This window comes from Novosphingobium sp. AAP1, from assembly GCF_001295765.1.
GTDB classification, from domain to species: domain Bacteria; phylum Pseudomonadota; class Alphaproteobacteria; order Sphingomonadales; family Sphingomonadaceae; genus Novosphingobium; species Novosphingobium capsulatum.
Genome location: NZ_LJHO01000005.1, coordinates 1 through 17,355, shown reverse-complemented (window position 1 = coordinate 17,355; position 17,355 = coordinate 1). Strand labels below are relative to the sequence as shown.

General features: G+C 65.3%; 16 protein-coding genes. 9 read left to right on the top strand and 7 right to left on the bottom strand.

Annotated elements, in window-relative coordinates:
- The first annotated feature begins 73 nt into the window (after positions 1–73).
- From IP65_RS11915 to IP65_RS21715, 5 genes are read left to right on the top strand one after another with little or no spacing between them, the layout of a single operon-like run.
- The gene (locus IP65_RS11915; RefSeq protein ID WP_171794989.1) at positions 74–709 is read left to right on the top strand and encodes an FMN-binding negative transcriptional regulator; all 636 of its coding nucleotides are present in this window, start codon (positions 74–76) and stop codon (positions 707–709) included.
- A gap of 39 nt (positions 710–748) precedes the next feature.
- Positions 749–2,977, top strand: coding sequence for a TonB-dependent receptor (locus tag IP65_RS11910; RefSeq protein WP_054131901.1), 2,229 nt, complete (start codon positions 749–751; stop codon positions 2,975–2,977).
- Positions 2,977–6,114, top strand: a complete 3,138-nt coding sequence (locus tag IP65_RS11905) for an amidohydrolase family protein (protein WP_054131900.1) — start codon at positions 2,977–2,979, stop codon at positions 6,112–6,114. The genes IP65_RS11910 and IP65_RS11905 overlap by 1 nt, the downstream gene beginning before the upstream one ends.
- On the top strand, positions 6,111–7,217 hold the full coding sequence (locus IP65_RS11900; protein ID WP_054131899.1) for a PepSY domain-containing protein: 1,107 nt from the start codon (positions 6,111–6,113) through the stop codon (positions 7,215–7,217). Before IP65_RS11905 ends, IP65_RS11900 begins: the two co-directional genes overlap by 4 nt.
- Positions 7,214–7,390, top strand: coding sequence for a hypothetical protein (locus IP65_RS21715; protein WP_166643369.1), 177 nt, complete (start codon positions 7,214–7,216; stop codon positions 7,388–7,390). Before IP65_RS11900 ends, IP65_RS21715 begins: the two co-directional genes overlap by 4 nt.
- On the opposite strand, the gene IP65_RS11895 is transcribed toward IP65_RS21715, so the two are convergent.
- The 3 genes from IP65_RS11895 to IP65_RS11885 all read right to left on the bottom strand — a co-directional run bounded on the left by IP65_RS11895 (position 7,380) and on the right by IP65_RS11885 (position 10,701).
- Complete coding sequence (locus IP65_RS11895) at positions 7,380–9,053, bottom strand: amidohydrolase (RefSeq protein WP_054131898.1); 1,674 nt, start codon at positions 9,051–9,053, stop codon at positions 7,380–7,382. The two genes, IP65_RS21715 and IP65_RS11895, sit on opposite strands and share 11 nt — an antisense overlap.
- Before the next feature lie 443 nt (positions 9,054–9,496).
- Positions 9,497–10,387, bottom strand: a complete 891-nt coding sequence (locus IP65_RS11890) for an ImmA/IrrE family metallo-endopeptidase (protein ID WP_054131897.1) — start codon at positions 10,385–10,387, stop codon at positions 9,497–9,499.
- The gene (locus IP65_RS11885; protein ID WP_054131896.1) at positions 10,387–10,701 is read right to left on the bottom strand and encodes a helix-turn-helix domain-containing protein; all 315 of its coding nucleotides are present in this window, start codon (positions 10,699–10,701) and stop codon (positions 10,387–10,389) included. The genes IP65_RS11890 and IP65_RS11885 overlap by 1 nt, the downstream gene beginning before the upstream one ends.
- Before the next feature lie 135 nt (positions 10,702–10,836).
- Between IP65_RS11885 and IP65_RS21345 the strand changes: the two genes are divergently transcribed.
- A complete protein-coding gene (locus IP65_RS21345) occupies positions 10,837–11,040 on the top strand; it encodes a hypothetical protein (protein WP_156306565.1) in 204 nt (67 codons plus the stop codon).
- Positions 11,041–11,159: 119 nt separating this feature from the next.
- Positions 11,160–11,513, top strand: a complete 354-nt coding sequence (locus IP65_RS11880; RefSeq protein WP_054131895.1) for a hypothetical protein — start codon at positions 11,160–11,162, stop codon at positions 11,511–11,513.
- Between the two features lie 339 nt (positions 11,514–11,852).
- Here the strand turns inward: IP65_RS11880 and IP65_RS11875 are convergent, their stop codons facing one another.
- From IP65_RS11875 to IP65_RS11860, 4 genes are read right to left on the bottom strand one after another with little or no spacing between them, the layout of a single operon-like run.
- The gene (locus tag IP65_RS11875) at positions 11,853–12,491 is read right to left on the bottom strand and encodes a GNAT family N-acetyltransferase (protein WP_054131894.1); all 639 of its coding nucleotides are present in this window, start codon (positions 12,489–12,491) and stop codon (positions 11,853–11,855) included.
- A gap of 20 nt (positions 12,492–12,511) precedes the next feature.
- Positions 12,512–13,057, bottom strand: a complete 546-nt coding sequence (locus IP65_RS11870) for a hypothetical protein (protein ID WP_054131893.1) — start codon at positions 13,055–13,057, stop codon at positions 12,512–12,514.
- Positions 13,054–13,887, bottom strand: a complete 834-nt coding sequence (locus IP65_RS11865) for an SPFH domain-containing protein (RefSeq protein ID WP_022677533.1) — start codon at positions 13,885–13,887, stop codon at positions 13,054–13,056. Before IP65_RS11865 ends, IP65_RS11870 begins: the two co-directional genes overlap by 4 nt.
- 41 nt (positions 13,888–13,928) lie before the next feature.
- A complete protein-coding gene (locus IP65_RS11860) occupies positions 13,929–14,210 on the bottom strand; it encodes a hypothetical protein (protein ID WP_022677532.1) in 282 nt (93 codons plus the stop codon).
- A gap of 201 nt (positions 14,211–14,411) precedes the next feature.
- On the opposite strand from IP65_RS11860, the gene IP65_RS11855 reads away from it, so the two are divergent.
- Both IP65_RS11855 and IP65_RS11850 read left to right on the top strand, forming a co-directional pair.
- Positions 14,412–15,923, top strand: a complete 1,512-nt coding sequence (locus IP65_RS11855) for a tryptophan halogenase family protein (protein WP_054131892.1) — start codon at positions 14,412–14,414, stop codon at positions 15,921–15,923.
- A complete protein-coding gene (locus IP65_RS11850; protein WP_054131891.1) occupies positions 15,920–17,305 on the top strand; it encodes a putative 2OG-Fe(II) oxygenase in 1,386 nt (461 codons plus the stop codon). Before IP65_RS11855 ends, IP65_RS11850 begins: the two co-directional genes overlap by 4 nt.
- Positions 17,306–17,355 lie beyond the last annotated feature (50 nt).

Sequence of the window (17,355 nt, the reverse complement as noted above, 5' to 3'; positions counted from 1 at the left end):
CCGGCGTATTGGCCCCCGACAAATTGCGAATCTGGCACTTTTGCCGGGCCAGGGAAGCGGCAAGATGGCGGCCATGGACTTTCCTTCTGGCACCCCTGCCGATCTGGCCCGGCTCGTGGCGGACTATCCGCTGGCATGGCTCGTCAACCATGGCGAGGCCGGCTTTTTCGCGACGCCCCTGCCGCTTGTGGCCGAACTCGACGACAGCGGCGAGGTGACGGCGCTGATCGGCCATTGCTCGCGCCGCAATGCGCAGGTCGCCGCCTTGCAGGCCGATCCGCGCGCGCACGTGCTGGTCATGGGGCCGCAGGGCTATGTCTCGCCCGCGCTGGTGAGCAAGCCGCACTGGGCCCCCACCTGGAACTTTGCCGTCGCCGCCTTCGCAGTGACCGTGGCGTTCGACGAGAACGGCACGATGCCTGCCGTGCGCCGACTGACCACCCATGTCGAAGCGGACCAGCCACGGCCCTGGCAGATAGAAGAGGCCGGCGCGCGCCTGCCCCACCTGATGGCGCGGATCATCGGCTTTCGCGCCACGGTTACTGCCACCGATGCGCGGTTCAAGCTGGGCCAGGAGGAAGACCTGCCCGAACTGCGCGAAATCATCGCCGCCCATCCCGATCCGGTGCTTGCCGGGTGGATGCAGCGGCTCAACGACGACCGCCTGCAGGCCCATGCAGCGGCACACAGGGACGAAACCGCAGGATAGCCGAACCGGGCGATCCATGACATGCACAGGGGAAGTACCATGAGGACCACACTGCATCTTGCCTGCCTGGCCGGCGTTTCCGCGCTGGCACTCGCTGCCCAGCCGGCCCTGGCCGCAGATGAACCGGCGGCCGAAAGCGCCGGCAGCATCGTCGTCACCGCGACCAAGCGCGCCGTGGCGCTCGACCAGACGCCGATCGCCGCCAGCGCCGTCTCGGGCAAGGATCTGGCCGCCGCCAACGCGCAGAGCCTGGGCGATTACATCGCCCGCCTGCCCGGCGTGGTGTTCAACGATTACCAGCCCGGCATTTCCGAGGTGGTGATCCGTGGGATCGCGGCGACGACCTATCACGAACAGGGCCAGACCACGGTTGGCTATTACCTCAACGAAGTGCCGCTGGTGGAACCGGGCTTTCCCATCGCCATCCCCGATGTCGACACATTCGATCTCAACCGGGTGGAAGTGCTGCGCGGCCCGCAAGGCACGCTGTTCGGTTCTTCCACCTTGGGCGGCCTCGTCAACTATGTGGTGAACCTGGCCGATCCGACCAAGATCGATGCCGCCGCATCGGGCCTGGTGGGCACCACCAAGAACAGCCATGGCGAAGCGAACTATGCCGCCAAGGCCATGATCAACGTACCGCTGGTGACCGACAAGCTGGCGGTGCGCCTGGTCGCGCTGCAGCGGTTTGACGCGGGCTATCTCGACAATCCCGGCACCGGGGTGAACGGCAGCAACGATTTCCGCACGCGCGGCCTGCGCGGCTCGGTGGTGTTCACGCCCACGGCCGCGACCAAGATCAGCTATCTGTCATCGTGGCAGGATACCTACCTTGAAGATCAGACCTACCTCGATCTCGACCACCCCTACATCCGCAACACCGCACGGGCCGAGCCGCAGCGCACGCGCTTCTGGATGAACTCGCTGCGCCTCGACCAGGACCTGGGCGGCGCCGAGTTGACCGCGATCGGCTCGGTTATCGAGAAGCATAATTTCACCCAGTTTTCCTATCCCTATTACTACGTCACCGGCGTGACCACGGGATCGGGTGCGGCCTATTCGGCTGGCAATGCCAATGCCAATATCAAGACGGCGGAAGTGCGCCTTGCCTCCAAGGGCAATACCCCGCTGCGCTACCTGATCGGCGCGAGCTATATGGAAGCGCGCAAGCATAGCTACGACCAGATCTTCCAGAACGGGGCTGCGGCCTATATCGACGCCAATCCCGCGCTGTTCGGCGGCTATGCCGGTAGCGTGCTGACCCCCGGCGACCGCCTCTATGGCTACCTGTCTGACACCTATAACCAGGACGTGGGCGTCTTTGGCGAACTGACCTATGCCCCGCGCCACGATATCGAGATCACCGTGGGCGGCCGCTATTTCTGGAACCGCTACAACGCCACCGTCGTCAACCAGGCGGGTGCGCTGGGCGGCTATCCGGGTGGCTACAACCCCACGGACGCCAAGGGTTACGTCTCCAACAAGGAAGACGGCTTCACCCCCAAGGTGACGATCACGGCGCGGCCCACCAAGGATTTCCTGGCCTACGCCACCTATTCGGAAGGCTATCGCGTGGGCGGGATCAACCCCAACGCCGGCCTGCTGCCGACCATCCCGGTCAAATACAACAGCGACCGGGTGAAGAACTATGAAATGGGCGTGAAATTCCACGCGCTCGACAACCGCCTCTATGTCGAGGCGACGGTGTTCAATATCGACTGGAAAGGCATTCAGGCACGCCTGTTTGGCCCGGCGCCGTCATACTATTCCTATGTCTCCAACGCCGGCAGCGCCAATATCAGCGGCGTGGAACTGTCCGCCACGGCGCAACTGGCGCGCTTTGCCAGCTTCAGCACCAGCGCCACGGTCCAGGATGCGCGCCTCACCGCGTTCCTGCCCGATACCTTTGCCGTGGGCGGCGGCTATGCCTCGGGCTCGGTCCTGCCCGGATCGTCGCGCTGGTCGGTGGCCAACAACCTTAAGTTCGAGTTTGCCGATGCGCCGCTCAAGCCTTCGTTCGAAGTGGCGCATCGCTACCTGTCGTCAGCTCCGGTCGCGTTTGGCAACACCGCGACACGCGGCAATTTCAACATCTTCGATCTGCGCGCCAGCGTGACCGTGGGCGAAAAGCTGCGGGTGATGGTGTTTGCCAACAACGTGTTCGACAAGTTCGGCATTCTCAACGCGCCATTCACGTCGCAGGCGGTGCCGGCCGGTTCGATCGTGCGCCCACGCACGCTGGGCCTACGGGCCGACTGGTCGCTCTGATGCGCCAGGCCGCGCCGGTTCTTTCCCTGGTACTGGCGCTGGCCGCCGGGGCCGCTCATGCCGAGCCGCCCCGGCATCTGGCCTATCAGGCCCACGAAGCGACCTGGGCGCAGCCAGCGCTCTCGCCCGGCGGCGCCTGGCTGTGGTTCGATATCCTGGGTGATATCTATCGTATGCCGGCTGGCGGCGGTACGGCGCAAGCGGTGCTCACCGGCACGCCGTTCGAGCGCAATCCGGTGCCCTCCCCCGACGGGCAATGGATTGCGTTCATTTCCGATCGCTCGGGCGTGACCAACCTGTGGGTCGCGCGCAGCGATGGCAGCGGCGCACGCCAATTGACGCACGAAACGTCGCTCGTGCTCATGACCTCTCCGGCATGGGCGCCCGACGGCCGCAGCGTCTATGTCAGCCGCGCGGTCCATGCTGTTCTCGCGTTCGAGCTGTGGCGCGTGCCGCTCGACGGCGGCGCGGCGCAAGTGCTGGTCAAGGCGCAACCCAGCGGCAACGAAGGCTGGGACGAGCGCATCAATGCCCTGGGAGCAGCGCCGTCTCCCGATGGCAAGGCGGTGTGGTATGCCACCAAGCGCGGCCACACCTGGACCGAGAAGGATCCGCCCACCTGGTCCATCGTGCGACAGGATCTGGCTACAAGCGCGGTGGAAACCGTGGTGCCGGGCGGCATGCGGCCAGTGCTTTCGCCCGATGGCCAGTTGCTGGCCTATGCCGCGCGGCGCGATGGCACCACGCCCGCCACCAGCGAGACCGGCCTGCGCCTGCGCAACCTGGCCACGGGCGAAGACCGCTGGATCGCCTGGCCGATCGACCACGATGGGCAGGAAGGCGGCTATTACTACGACCTCACCCCCGGTTATCGCTTTACCCCCGATGGCCGCGCGCTGATCCTGGCCAAGGGCGGCGGTTTCGTGCGGATCGACCTGGCCAGCGGCGCGCAGACGCCGATCCCGTTCACGGCACCAGTCGACCTCGCGCTCGCCCCGCCAAGCCGCGTGCGGCAGCGCGTGGAAGACGGCCCCACGGTGCGCAGCCACCTGGCTGAAGGCGCGGCGCTGTCTCCTGATGGCAAGGCCATTGCCTTTACCGCGCTAGGCACGCTCTATCTCGCCGACCGCGCCGGTGGCGCCCCGCGCGCACTGTTTGCCGGCAATGCGTTCCAGCCCGCCTGGTCGCCCGATGGGCAGACCCTGGCTTTCGTGCGCTGGAGCGCGGAAACGGGCGGCGGGGTGTGGACCATTCCCGCCCAAGGCGGCACGCCCCACGCGCTGGGGCCGCAGGGCGCCTATTGGACCGAACCGCGCTGGAGCCGCGATGGCAGCGGCGTGGTGGCCCTGCGCGCCGCGCAGTTCGACCGGTTGCACGCGCCCAACGAACTCGATCCAGCCTGGCCGGTAGACGTGGTCGCGTTGGGCCGGGATGGCAGCGCGCCACGCGTGATCGCGCATGGCGCCGGCCTCAAGCAGCTGCAGCAGACCGACGATAGCAGCTGGTGGGTCAACAGCGGCGGCGCCCTCGCCCGCGTGGAAGCAGATGGCACCCTGCGCCCACGCGCCCGCATCGTCGCCCGCGCGGCCGGGCAATATGTCAAGGAACCGCGCCCGGTCGATGAACTGCGGATTTCGCCCGACGGCCACTGGCTCGCCGCGCTCACTGCGTTCGAATTGCACGTGCTGCCCCTGCCCGCCACGGACCAGCCGGTGAACCTGGCCGATGCCAGCGCAGTGCAGCGCCAGATTACCCGCATCGGCGCCGATACCATGCGCTGGGATGGCGACGGCCTGTCGTGGACCACCGGGCCGTTCTGGCGCCATGCCGCGCCTGCGGCACTCACCGCCGCCGATCCCGAAAGCACTGCCACCCCGCGCGATCTCTCGGTGCAGGTACCCCGCGCGCTGCCCGCGATGCCGCAGGTGCTGCGCGGCGCCACGGTTTTGACCATGGACCACGGTGCCGTCATCGCCGATGCCGATGTGGTGATCATGGGCGACCGTATTGCCGCGATCGGCCCGCGTGGCACCGTGCCGGTTCCCGCCGGGGCGCAGGTGTGCGATCTGGCCGGCAAGTTCATCATCCCGGGCCTGATCGATGCGCATGCCCACTTCTTCCCCATTCCGCGCACCATCCACGATGGCACGCACTGGGAATTTCCCGCGCTGCTCGCATATGGCGTCACTTCCGTGCTGGAAGTGCAGCCATTCACGCCCGATATCTTTGCCTATGCCGATCGCATGGACGCCGGGCTTTCGACCGGGCCGCGCCTGTTCAGCACCGGGCCGGGCGTGTTCGTCAACAGCGCGATCACCTCGCAAGGCGTCGCGCAGGATGTGCTCACCCGCTATCGCGATGCCTATCGCACGCGCAACATAAAGAGCTACATGATTGGCGACCGCGCCGCCCGGCAGGATATGGCCAATGCCGCGCGCAAGCTGGGCATGATGCCCACGACTGAGGGCGCGGCCGACTATGTGCTGGAGCTGACCCACGCGATCGACGGCTTTTCCGGCAACGAGCACAACCTGCCCATCACCCCGATCCATGACGACGTGGTGCGCCTGTTCGTGGCCAGCCAGATCGCCTACACCCCCACGATCACCGTGCTCTATGGCGGCGCGCCCCTGCTTTTCGACGAAATCGAAAACCACGCCCCGCAAGACGATGCGCGGCTCACGCGCTTTACCCCGCCGTTCGCGCTGGCGGCCCGGCTGCGCGACCGGCACTGGACCGCCGCACCCTGGCAGACCTGGCAGCGCTTTGCCCGGGATGCCGTGCGCCTGCGTCGCGCCGGCGGCCTGGTTGGCGTAGGCAGCCATGGGGAAATGCAGGGCATCGGCGTGCATTGGGAAATGGGCGCCTTCGTGGCCGGCGGCGCGACCCCGATGGAAGCGCTGGAAATGGCGACGATCGACAACGCCCGGATCATCGGCCGCCCGGACGACCTGGGCAGCATCACGCCCGGCAAGCTGGCCGATCTCGTCGTGCTCGATGCCGATCCACGCACCGACATTGCCAATGCCCGTGCCATCGCGCTCGTCATGCGCGGCGGTATCGCGTTCGATGGCCGCACCCTGGCCCGCGATGGCCAGGCGGCGGTTGCACCGTGGTGGCAGGATACCGCGCCATGAAGCCCGCGACACTGCGCGCCTGGGGCAAGGTGCACACCTGGTCCAGCCTCACCTGCACGCTGTTCGTGCTGATCCTGACGCTGACTGGCCTGCCGCTCATCTTTCATGACGAGATCGACGGCCTGTCAAAATCGACCCGGCCCGAACGCTGGAGCGCGGCCGACCTGCTGCCGGTTGATCGCGCCATGGCGGCCGCGCTGGCGCGCCATCCCGGCAGCGTGCCGATCTACCTGAGTTTCGATGAAGATCGCCCGGTCATCAACCTCACCACCGGCCCGACCGGCGATGCGCCCGAAGCGGCGATGCAGTTCAACCCGATCGACTTGCGCACTGCCGCGCCACCCCACGGCGATGCCCCCGGCCATGGCGTGATGGATACGGTGCTCGATCTGCACAAGGATCTGCTGCTGGGCAAAGTGGGCGAATATTTCCTGGGCGCGATGGGCCTGTGTTTTGCCCTGGCGCTGGTTTCGGGCGTGGTGCTCTACGCGCCCTTCGCGCGCAAGCCGGGCTTTGCCACGGTGCGCCGGGGCAAGTCCAACCGCCTGCGCTGGCTCGACTGGCACAACGTGATCGGCGGCGTCACGCTCGCCTGGGCCATGGTCGTGGGCCTGACCGGCACGATCAATACCCTGGCCGATCCGATCACCGCCTGGTGGCGCGGCGATGCCCTGGCCCGCCTGGCGCATGACAGCACGGGGCCGATCGTGCCCTATCGCCCCGGCATTGCCGCGCTGGCGCTGCGCCATGCGCAGGCCGCCGTGCCGGGGATGACGGTGCAGTTCGTGGCCTTTCCCGGCGCTGCTTTCAGCAGCCATGATCACATCGCGGTCTATCTCAAGGGCGCCACCCCGCTCACCGCCAAGTTGCTCACCCCGGTGATGGTCGATGCGCGCACCGGCCAGGTCGATGGCGTGGCGCCGATGCCGTGGTACATGAAAGGCCTGCTGCTGGCGCAACCGCTGCACTTTGGCGATTACGGGGGGCTGGCCATGAAAATTCTCTGGGCGCTGCTCGATCTGGTGAGCATCGTGGTGCTGGGCAGCGGGCTCTACCTGTGGCTGGGCAAACCCCGCCCGGCCCGCAAGGCGCGCGCGGCATGAAGCAGGCGCATCCCCTGGTGCCGGTGGCAATCATCGCGGTCGTTTCGCTGGCCGGCATGATCGCCGGGTTGGCGGGCGACGGCTGGGAAGACGTCGCCGCCGCGCTTGGCCTCACCGCCAGCGTGGCGCCCATTGCCTGGGCGCTGCGCCGCGGCCGCTCGCTCAGGCGGTAAAGCGCTCTACCCCGCCAACCACCGTGCGGATGACTTTCGCCTGCTCGATCGTTTCGGGATCGATGTGGAACAGGTCACGGTCGAACACCGCGAAATCGGCCTGCATGCCGGGCATGATCACGCCGCGCAGGTGCTCCACTTTGCCGGCATAGGCCGCCTCGCGGGTATAGCCGCGCAGCGCCTGGGCCATGGTGATCCGCTGTTCGGGATACCAGCCCTTGGGATTCTTGCCATCGATCGTCTCGCGCATCACCGCGGCATAGATGCCGGTTAGCGGATCGAGCGGCGCCACCGGCCAGTCAGACCCGAAGCAGACATGCGCGCCACTGCGCACCATCGATCCCACGGCAAAGCTGGTGCGCAGCCGCTCCGGCCCGATCCGCCGCACGGCCCAGCGGCCATCGTCGATGGCGTGATAGGGCTGCATCGAAGCGATTACCCCCTGCCGGGCAAAGCGCCCGATCGCTTCTTCGCGCAAGTGCTGGGCGTGTTCGATGCGAAAGCGCCGGTCGCGCGCGCCATTGGCCTTGGTCACCGCCGCCATGGTATCTAGCACGATGTCATTGGCTTCATCGCCGATGGCATGGGCGGTCACCTGCAGGCCGGCCTTGTCCGCGCCCGTCATCCATGCCGCCAGATCCTTGGGATCGGTCACCACGATGCCATGCGCGCCGGATTCGTCCTGGTACGGCAGATACATCAGCGCGGTGCGCGACCCCAGCGAGCCGTCGAACACCACCTTGCACGCGCCCCAGCGCACCCAGTCGTCGCCGCGGCCTTCCTCGGCCACGATCCGGGCCATGCGCTCCCAGTCTTTCAGCGGCGTAAACTGATAGAACCGCATGCCGGTTTCGCCCTGCGACCGCAGCCGATGGGTGATTTCATAGGTCGACCAATCGAGATCGGGCACGTGCACTTCGGTCACGCCCTTGCTCAGCCCCAGGGCGATCCCGGCGCGCACCGCCGCATCCAGCCGCGCCGGGCTGGGTTGGGCAATGGCGCGCAGCACGAGGTCCTTGGCCGCATCCTTGACGATCCCGGTCGGCTCCCCTTGCGCATCGCGCACGATCACCCCGCCCGGCACATCGGGCGTGTTGCGGTCGATCCCCGCCAGCTTGAGCGCCAGCGAATTGCACAAGATCATGTGCAGGTCATAGCGGATTACCGCCACCGGCGTGTCTGGCGTGACGGCATCGATCCACTGCCGCGTGGGCAGGGTGCCGCCCCAGCGATCCTGGTCCCAGTTGCCCCCTTCCAGCCATTCGCCCTTGGGCAGCACGCGCGCCGCCTTGGCGATCTGCGCCACGAATTCATCGGGGCTGGCCGCATTGCGCAGCGACGGCTGGGTTAACGCCAGCGACCCGATGGTGAAATGGGTGTGGCAATCAACCAGCCCGGGCGTGACGAAGGCGCCCTGCAGATCGACCACGCGGGTGCGCGGACCAGACCGCGCCCGCACCGCCTCGCGCCCGATCGCCACGACATGCCCCCCGGCCACGCCGATGGCATCGCTGCGCACGTCCGGCCCCGCCCCGGTCCACACCGCAGCGTTGACATAGGCCACCTCCACCGTCCCTTGCGCGGCCGCCAGCGCCCGCACTGGCAGGGCAGACGCCGCCACGGCGTTGAGCGAACCCGACACGAAAGCGCGACGCGTGACCATGACCTTGTTACCCCGTTTGCATTCTTACCGACTGGCACTTTGCGCCGGCATGGACAAGGCGCGGCGTCCAGCTTGCAGATCACGGGGGGGCCAGAGGGGTGGGGTGGGCGCTTGGGGTGAAGGTGGAGCGTCGAGGCTTTGACCGCTTTAGCAGTATAGAATGCGGCGGGGGTCTGGGTTCGGGACTTTCCGGCCATTCCCTGATGATGCCCCGAATGGCAGATATCTTTCCAAAACCCGCTGCTCGGCTAAATGTAAGCACGAATTGCGACCGCAATTGGGCCGGTAGGTGATCGGCAGCATTCGGGCAGAGGAGTGTCGGAAATTGCCGCGCCGGCGCGGCAATCGTTACAATGCAACAAAATTGGCAATAGGGTTGCAGTTATAAATTTCCGATGTGGCAATCGATGCGAAACAACATCGTACGCTGGTTCCTCGGCGTCTTACCGTCCCCGAGCGAACTTTGGCGTCCAGCTGTCTTGGAGAGCGACTTCTTCGTCATCCTCGTCCCGATCGGGCTCGATGGCGAGCTCATCGGAAGAAAGGACCGTGAGCGTCAGACCGTAAGAACCCAAGCCGACCACCTGCTCGTCGAGCACTGGGTTTCGGTCTGTCGTGAACCAATCGCGTAGGCGGCACTCGCCCGTGGCCTGACGGCCCGCTGACACATTGCTAGCAAGCGCATTGAAGCGGGCCGTCGTCGAATTAATGGGAAGGTCGGCTCCCTTTCGCAGAAAGATGTTTCTACCGAGACCCTTGAAGGTCTCTGAAGGGAACGTGTACAGCACGGCCTGACCTGCACTGACGACAACGCAGATCGGGAAGCGGGCACATTGAGCGACGCGGATCGCGGCAGCGGTCAATGAAACCTCAGCCATTTCCGCTAAATGCCGGATACCTTCAATCCCGACCTCAGAATCGTCAATGAGCCGTCGCACGAGAAAGCCCGGCATCAGCAGTCCGGCTGCGAAATGGTCGGCCTCAAGCTCGATGGAAAGTGCGCCTTCACTGAAACCGGCGCGCGAAAAATGCTGTCCTCCCTCCTGGAGAATCTGGCTGGGATGATCGGGGAGGCAATAATGACCTAGCTCATGGGCAATACTGAAATTTTCGAAGCCAATATTTTGGTGTTCTGAGGAATAGATTAGGAGCGGCTTCGGCTCCATAAAAATAAGCGCCCCCGATATCCCCTTCATCCCCGGAGGTTTTTTTTCGACGTGCAAGTCTTTGCGCTCCGCAATAGCAAGTGGTTGAACGGGGAGGTTGGTAAACCCTTCGTCACGGGCTACTTTCTCTCCCACCTGAGTGGCCATCAGCAGACGGAAACCAGCCATTATTTTTTTCCCGCTCCAGCCAACTTATCGATTAGCCCTTGAACATAATCGCGGTCGCCCTTGGTGAGTTTTTCCTCGTTTCGGAAAGCCACCGCCGCTTGGACTCCAAGGAGATAGTCGGAAGAGACATCTAGGGCCTTCGCTAGACGCCGCACGTTCTCGAATGAGGGCTTGCGTCGATTGGCTTCGAAATGAGCAATAGCGGAAGGCTGCAATTCGGCACGTTGGGCGAGTTCTGCCTGACTAAGCCCCTGCTTTTCCCGCGCCTCACGGAGGCGGGTGGCGAAGATTGAGTCGGAACTTGACTCGGTCATGACGACTCCGTATAGTAAATATGACGATAACGCCATTAAGATGCCAGGCATCGCTTCCGCGGCCCTGGCTTGACGATATCGTCATGATAATCGGTACAAAGCGTAGTTATGTCAACCAATCTGGAGTTCCCTCACATGTCAAAAGATAAGATTTTCATCGAACCCCGTCCTGACGGAGGTTTCGGTGCCAAGCACGAACACGGCCAGCGATCGGTCGTTACCGCCCCCACGCAGGGTGCTGTCATCGACCAGGTGAAGCAGAAGTATCCGGACGCGACGGTGCATGTTGCTCGCGTCCGCAACATTGGCCCTGGCCCCGACAAATTCCGTAAGGTGTAATGTCCTGGTGACTGGGCCTCATACCGCTTGGTGGGACATCGCGAGCTTATTGTCCGATGTCTCACCACGTGCATCTCGTGCCGTCGATGCACCCTTAACCAACAAACGGAGAATTACCAATGGCTGTACGTTTTTATACTCAGGCCCCGAAGGCTTTGCTTGCGAAGTTCGACGCGGCAATCAAACAGAAGGAGCCTAAGGGCAAGATTGATACCTGGGAAACCAGCGATGACGGTAAATATTACACTCATACGGCCGAGAGATGGTCCAAGAAAGCATGGTTTAAGCCTTCCACGAGCGACGGCCTTCTGACATTCAATATCATCAAGCCCAAGAACCAGAACGTTACGTCTTCAGTCTACGCCTATTATCACGGGCATCTGATCGAGACCTTCCTGAACCATTTTGATGCCAATTTTACATCTGCCGAGGCAACCGCCCTGCCTGTGGTCGGCGATCTTTGCAACTCCTGAGTACAGTGAAGGGCGAGTCTGGGAATCTATGGGTCGTCCCGGCGATGGAGGTAGCAAACTGCCAAATTTTTCGTGTCCAGCTTTTTAATTTTAAGCAACTGAAACTGAACATTTCATCATGTGACAAAATTGCCAATTTTGTTGCATCTTCCGCCTTGCGATCAACGACTCTCGGGCTGGGGTAGTAGCGCCTCGAACGACTGAAATTGCGGGGGTGCTTTGCCGAGCGCCCGCTTTCACCCACCGCGATTGACCGCTTTCGGCTGGACCCGGCATTTACCGGTGCTGATTTCAACGACCGACTCTGGTCGAAAGGCGCCCCCACCCCACATAGCCCGATCAACCCTCAACAATCGAGCCACTCGCATAGGCCGCAACGACGCGCCACCCCAAGGTCTCGTACAACGCCCGGCCATCGTCCGTCGCGACCAGCAGTTCCAGGCTATCGGCATTACGCCGCGCCGCATGCAAGGTCTGCATGAGGACATGGCCCAGGCCTTTGCGGCGGTGCGCGGGCTCGGTCACAATGCGGTCGTAGACGAAGACGTGATCCGTTTCGGCGCCATAGCCGCTGGCGGCCAGTTCGCCGGTTTCACCCAGGATGCGCACGGCCACCACCGGGCCGGATTGCTCGGTGGTGATGCGGTAGCCGTGCGCCAGCGTTCGGCGCGGCATTGCGCCGTGGGCGCGCATCACGTGGCTGGCGGGGTGAACCATCCAGTGCGCCGGCAGGGCGGCGCGCAGGGCTTCTGCCGTGGCGCAGGCCTTGATGAAATGGCGGGGCTGGTAGATCGTGTGGGCGAGGTCTTTCAGGCCATCGCACAGGCGCGGAAAGACCCAGCGCACGGTTTCCGTGTCTGATCCGGTATCGACGCGGAAGCCGCCGTGCTCGGGCACCGGCATGGGCAATCCGCGCGCCAGCGAGCGCGCGGTGAGCCAGGCGTGCAGCAGGTGCGGATCAAGGCCCTGGGGGTTCATCGCGGCGCGGCCCGGCGCGGTTACAGCAGCATTGCCTGGCGCTGCGCGATGCGGTCCTTGAGGCGGGCGATGGTGGCGGCGATGGCGGGCGCCTGCTCCAGGATCAGCACCGGATCGTCGCCCGGCACGGCTTGGGCCAGGGCATGGGCATCGGCCACCAGGTCCACATCCACTTCCGACAGGCGACGCAGCGTATCAGCCTCGTTGCGATAGCGCGCGGTCATGAAGTCGTTGCCAGGCACCGGCATATGCGACACCTGCGCATCGAGCGCGCTGATCGTCTGGGCCAGGGCCTCCAGCCGCTTGGCATGGGCGACCAGGCCTGCGGGCGGGAACGGCTGGGCGCGCGAAGGCGGCGGGATCATCTCGCGGCGATAGCGCCCTTCGGCCTCGCTCAGCGCCTTGCGCGCCTGTTGCAACAGCTCGCTCACCATGCGGCGCACGCGCTGGTCATCGGCGCGCAGATCGTTTTCCACGCGATAGAACGTATAGCCATAGCCGCGGAACAGGTTGAGCGCGACCTGGCCGGCGCGCGCCGCCAGCCCGTCGTCCTCGCCTCCGCTCATGTCGGCGCGCCCACTTCCGGGCCGAGCGGGTAGAAGCCGGTGGGCTGGCCACCGATCGCAAAGGGCATGCCCACCGCCGCGTTAGGGGCGGAAACCAGGCCCTTTTCCGCCATCTTGAGCGCAAGGTAATAGCGCACCGATTCGATCGGGGTAAGGCCGATCGCCTGAAGCGAGATCAACTCGCGCATGCGTTCGTCGCGCGGCATGATCAAGACCTTGAGGTCATTGAGCATGATGCCGTAAACCTTGAGGAAATCAGCAAGGTGGACCTTCACCGCCTCGCGCACGTCGTTGATGTGCTCGTTGATGTTTTCCAGCTTGGTAACCTGCACGATCTGGTTGATCGCCTGCTCGATCGCCGGGCCAGCGTAATCGGCCACTTCGTTGGTATCGATCACCGTGCCGGAAAACGGCATGTGGGTGATCAGGTCGAGCGCTTCCTGCTTGCTGTCGATGTGGATGTAGTAATCGACGACATACGACACTTCGGCCATCTCCGCCGACGTGGCGATGCCGCTGTTGCGCACCAGCAGCTTGGAGCGGTTGATATAGATGACTTCATAGACCCACGGCGAGGAGCCGCCGAAAAAGCCCTTGGCGATCGAGCCGATCAGCGGCTTGTCAGGCGTTTCGATGGCATATTGCCCGGTTTCATAGACATCGAGCACGGCCCCGCGCGACTTGAGCACGCAGAAGTGGTTGCTTTCCACCGTCAAGAGCGAGCCCGAGACGATGCTTTCATCAGCGATCTTGTAAGCGACGGTACGGGTGCCGAGCGCATCGGACCCATCGTTGCGCACCGTGGTGATCACTTGTCTGGTAATGGCCATCGCATGTCTCCTGAACGGAAGCGGGGAAAGGCGTGCAGGGTCTAGCGCGGGGAGCACAGCCCCGGGCCGCGCACGGTGCGGTAGAAGCGGTCCAGCGTGGCAGAACGCCGGGGCGCGCTGGGCAGCACGGCCGGGGCATCGCCTTCATCCAGCGCCCTGGCATCAGGATCGGCCAGGCCCGGCATTGCGGACGCGGCCGCCTCGACCGCCGGAACGGGCCGGCGCGGTGGCGGAGCGGGCAAGGGCTGGCGGGCCTGTCGCGACGCCTGCCGGCGCAGCAAAACGAGCAGAACGACGAAAGCCAGAATGAACAGATGACTCACGCGGCGCCTTTCTGATCTGGCCCTGCTGGATCGCAAGCTAGACCTTTCGCTGGCAATTTCTTCTGACAAATGAGATTATTACCAATATTTCATGCGTGTCCGCGCCGGTTCACAAGAGCGGTTCCAACCCGCCCAAAAGCCCGCTTTGCGCGCTCTGCAATTGATTGTAGGATGCAGCCACCCAGGGAGGGGACCAAGACCATGGACGATCGCAAGATCCGCAAGGTACTGATTGTTGGCGGCGGATCAGCCGGATGGATGACGGCTGCGATGCTCTCGCAGGCCCTGGCGCGCGATTGCGCCATCACCCTGGTGGAAAGCGAGGAAATCGGCACGATCGGCGTGGGCGAAGCGACCATTCCGCCGATCCGCGTGTTCAACCAGACCCTGGGCATCGACGAGCGCGAGTTCCTGGCGCGGACCAAGGGCAGCTTCAAGCTGGGGATCGAATTCGTCGGCTGGGGCGCGGAAAATTCGCGCTATTTCCACCCCTTCGGCCCCTATGGCCGCAACTTCGACATGGTGCCGATGCACCAATACTGGTTGCAGGCGCGCCGCCAGGGGGAGACCGCCCCGCTCGACGAGCATGCCATGGCCTGGCACCTGGCGCGGGCCGGGCGCTTTGCCCACCCCTCGCCCGATCCGCGCAGCGTGATGAGCACATTCGATTATGCCTATCACTTCGACGCCGGGCTCTATGCCCGCTTCCTACGCACGATTGCCGAACAGCGCGGCGTGACGCGGGTGGAGGGCCGCATTGCCGATGTGGCACTGCATGGCGAGACCGGCTTTGTCGAGGCAGTCACGATGGCCGACGGCCGCCGCATCGAGGCAGAGCTATTCATCGATTGCTCGGGCTTTCGCGGGCTGCTGATCGAGGGCGCGCTCAAGACCGGATACGAAGACTGGTCGCACTGGCTGCCGTGCGACCGCGCCGTGGCCATGCCCTGCGCCCACCCCGCCGCCGATCCCAACCCCACGCCCTATACCCGATCGACCGCGCGCGCGGCGGGGTGGCAATGGCGCATTCCGCTGCAGCACCGCATCGGCAACGGCTATGTCTTTTGCAGCGCGTTCCTGGGCGAAGACCGCGCGGCCGAGGATCTCGCCAGCACCCTGGATGGAACGGCGCTGGGCGATCCGCGCGCGGTGCGCTTCCAGGCGGGGCGACGCAAGCTGCACTGGAACCGCAACGTGATTGCCGTGGGCCTGGCCTCGGGCTTTCTCGAACCGCTCGAATCCACCTCGATCCACCTGATCCAGGCCAATATCTCCAAGATCCTGGCCCTGTTTCCCGATCGCGATTTCGATCCCGCCACGCGCGATGAATTCAACCGCGTCGCCCATGGCGAGATGGAGCGCATCCGCGACTTCATCATCCTGCACTACAAGCTGACGCAGCGGCAGGATGCCGAGTTGTGGCGCCATGTCGCGGCGATGGACATCCCCGACAGCCTGGCCCTGAAAATTGCGCATTTCCGCCGCCATGGTCGCCTGATCGCGCGTGAGCTGGACCTGTTTGCCCCGCCATCATGGCTGGCCGTGCACATCGGCCAGAACAACCTGCCGGAAGGGCACGACCCGCTGATCGACTATCGCGGCGTCGACGGGCGCGAATGGCTGGGCCGGCTGCGCGGCGCCATGGCCGCGGAGGCGGCGCAGCAACCCATGCATGGCGCCGTGCTGGCCGGGCTTGCCCCGCAGCCGGCATGAGCGAAAGCGCGGGCGAATGGCTCGACCGCGCCCGCATCCTGCGCGCGCGGCAAGACATGGTCGGCGCGCAAGGCGCCATCGCGCGCGCCCATGCCCTGGCGCCCGACGATCCCGCCGTCGCCTTTCTCCACGCGCAATCGCGCTATGAACTGGGCCATCCCGCCGCGCACCTGTTCGCCACGGTCTGCCGCCGCTGGCCCGACCATCTCGACGCACAGCGCAACTACGCCCTGGCGCTGGCCAGCGAAGGCCAGGCGGCAAAAGCATTGGCCACGCTGGAGGCGGCCTTGGCGCGCCACCCCGCCTGGGCCGACGGGCACCGCGTGCTGGGCTCGCTGCGCTGGGTGAACGGAGACCGCCACACCTTCGACGCCAGCTTTGCCCGCGCCGCGCGCGCCCATCCGGCGCAGCCCGCCCTGTGGCTGGGGTGGTTTGCCGCCGTGGCCCAGGTGCGCGACTGGCCCCGCGCCGCCGCCATCCTGGACGAAGCGGAACGACACCTGGCCGCGCTGCCTGCCCTGATCCAGGCGCGGGTGTTCCTGGCCGGCGAAAGCGGCGATGCGGAAGAGATGGCCCGGCTGATCAACCAGGGTACGCTGCCCGGCAGCCCGCTGATCACGATCGCACGCATCCGCCAGGCGCTGCGCGGGGGCGCGCCCGATGCCGCACTGGCCCTCGCCCTGCCCTTGGCGCAGCAGGCGCCGGGATCACCTTTGGCCGGGCAGGTCTGGCCCTATGTGTCGACCTGCTGGCGCCTGCTGGACGATCCGCGGACCCAATGGCTCGATGACGATCCCGCATTTGTGCGCAGCGTGGCAGTGGGGCTGAGCGGCGCGGAACTGGCGCAACTGGCCGATCTGTTGCGCGGGTTGCACCGGGCGCAACTGCCCTATCCCGAACAATCGGTGCGCGGCGGCACGCAGACCGACCGCAGCGTGCTGCTGCGCCACGAACCCGTGCTGGTGCGCACGCGCGAGGCATTGCTGGCGGCAACGCGCGATTACATTGCCGCCCTGCCCCCGCCCGATCCTGCCCACCCGCTGCTCTCGCGCCCGCGCGAGCCAGTGCGGATCAGCGGCAGTTGGTCGGTGCGGCTGCACGGGCAAGGCTTCAACGTCACCCATTCGCATCCGTTGGGGTGGATCAGCAGCGCCTTCTATGTCGCCCTGCCCGATCCGGCCGAAAGCACCGCGCCCGATGCCGGACACTTTCACTATGGCGCCCCGCCGCAGGAGCTGGGCCTGGATCTTGCCCCCTATGGCACGATCGCGCCGATGGTAGGGCAACTGGTGCTGTTCCCCTCCACGCTGTGGCACGGCACAGTGCCGTTCGCTGCGGGTGAACGGCTGAACATTGCCTTTGACGTGGTGCCTGCACCCTGATCCTCCCCCACCGGGGGAGGGGGACCAGCCGCAGGCTGGTGGAGGGGGAC

Excerpts from the sequence above, each read along its gene's own strand:
- IP65_RS11875 (WP_054131894.1), bottom strand. The coding sequence starts at position 12,491 with ATGAACCCCCAGGGCCTTGATCCGCACCTGCTGCACGCCTGGCTCACC.
- IP65_RS11910 (WP_054131901.1), top strand. The coding sequence starts at position 749 with ATGAGGACCACACTGCATCTTGCCTGCCTGGCCGGCGTTTCCGCGCTG.
- IP65_RS11885 (WP_054131896.1), bottom strand. The coding sequence starts at position 10,701 with ATGACCGAGTCAAGTTCCGACTCAATCTTCGCCACCCGCCTCCGTGAG.
- IP65_RS11865 (WP_022677533.1), bottom strand. The coding sequence starts at position 13,887 with ATGGCCATTACCAGACAAGTGATCACCACGGTGCGCAACGATGGGTCC.
- IP65_RS11855 (WP_054131892.1), top strand. The coding sequence starts at position 14,412 with ATGGACGATCGCAAGATCCGCAAGGTACTGATTGTTGGCGGCGGATCA.
- IP65_RS11850 (WP_054131891.1), top strand. The coding sequence starts at position 15,920 with ATGAGCGAAAGCGCGGGCGAATGGCTCGACCGCGCCCGCATCCTGCGC.
- IP65_RS11900 (WP_054131899.1), top strand. The coding sequence starts at position 6,111 with ATGAAGCCCGCGACACTGCGCGCCTGGGGCAAGGTGCACACCTGGTCC.
- IP65_RS11890 (WP_054131897.1), bottom strand. The coding sequence starts at position 10,387 with ATGGCTGGTTTCCGTCTGCTGATGGCCACTCAGGTGGGAGAGAAAGTA.
- IP65_RS21715 (WP_166643369.1), top strand. The coding sequence starts at position 7,214 with ATGAAGCAGGCGCATCCCCTGGTGCCGGTGGCAATCATCGCGGTCGTT.
- IP65_RS21345 (WP_156306565.1), top strand. The coding sequence starts at position 10,837 with ATGTCAAAAGATAAGATTTTCATCGAACCCCGTCCTGACGGAGGTTTC.
- IP65_RS11880 (WP_054131895.1), top strand. The coding sequence starts at position 11,160 with ATGGCTGTACGTTTTTATACTCAGGCCCCGAAGGCTTTGCTTGCGAAG.
- IP65_RS11895 (WP_054131898.1), bottom strand. The coding sequence starts at position 9,053 with ATGGTCACGCGTCGCGCTTTCGTGTCGGGTTCGCTCAACGCCGTGGCG.
- IP65_RS11915 (WP_171794989.1), top strand. The coding sequence starts at position 74 with ATGGACTTTCCTTCTGGCACCCCTGCCGATCTGGCCCGGCTCGTGGCG.
- IP65_RS11905 (WP_054131900.1), top strand. The coding sequence starts at position 2,977 with ATGCGCCAGGCCGCGCCGGTTCTTTCCCTGGTACTGGCGCTGGCCGCC.
- IP65_RS11870 (WP_054131893.1), bottom strand. The coding sequence starts at position 13,057 with ATGAGCGGAGGCGAGGACGACGGGCTGGCGGCGCGCGCCGGCCAGGTC.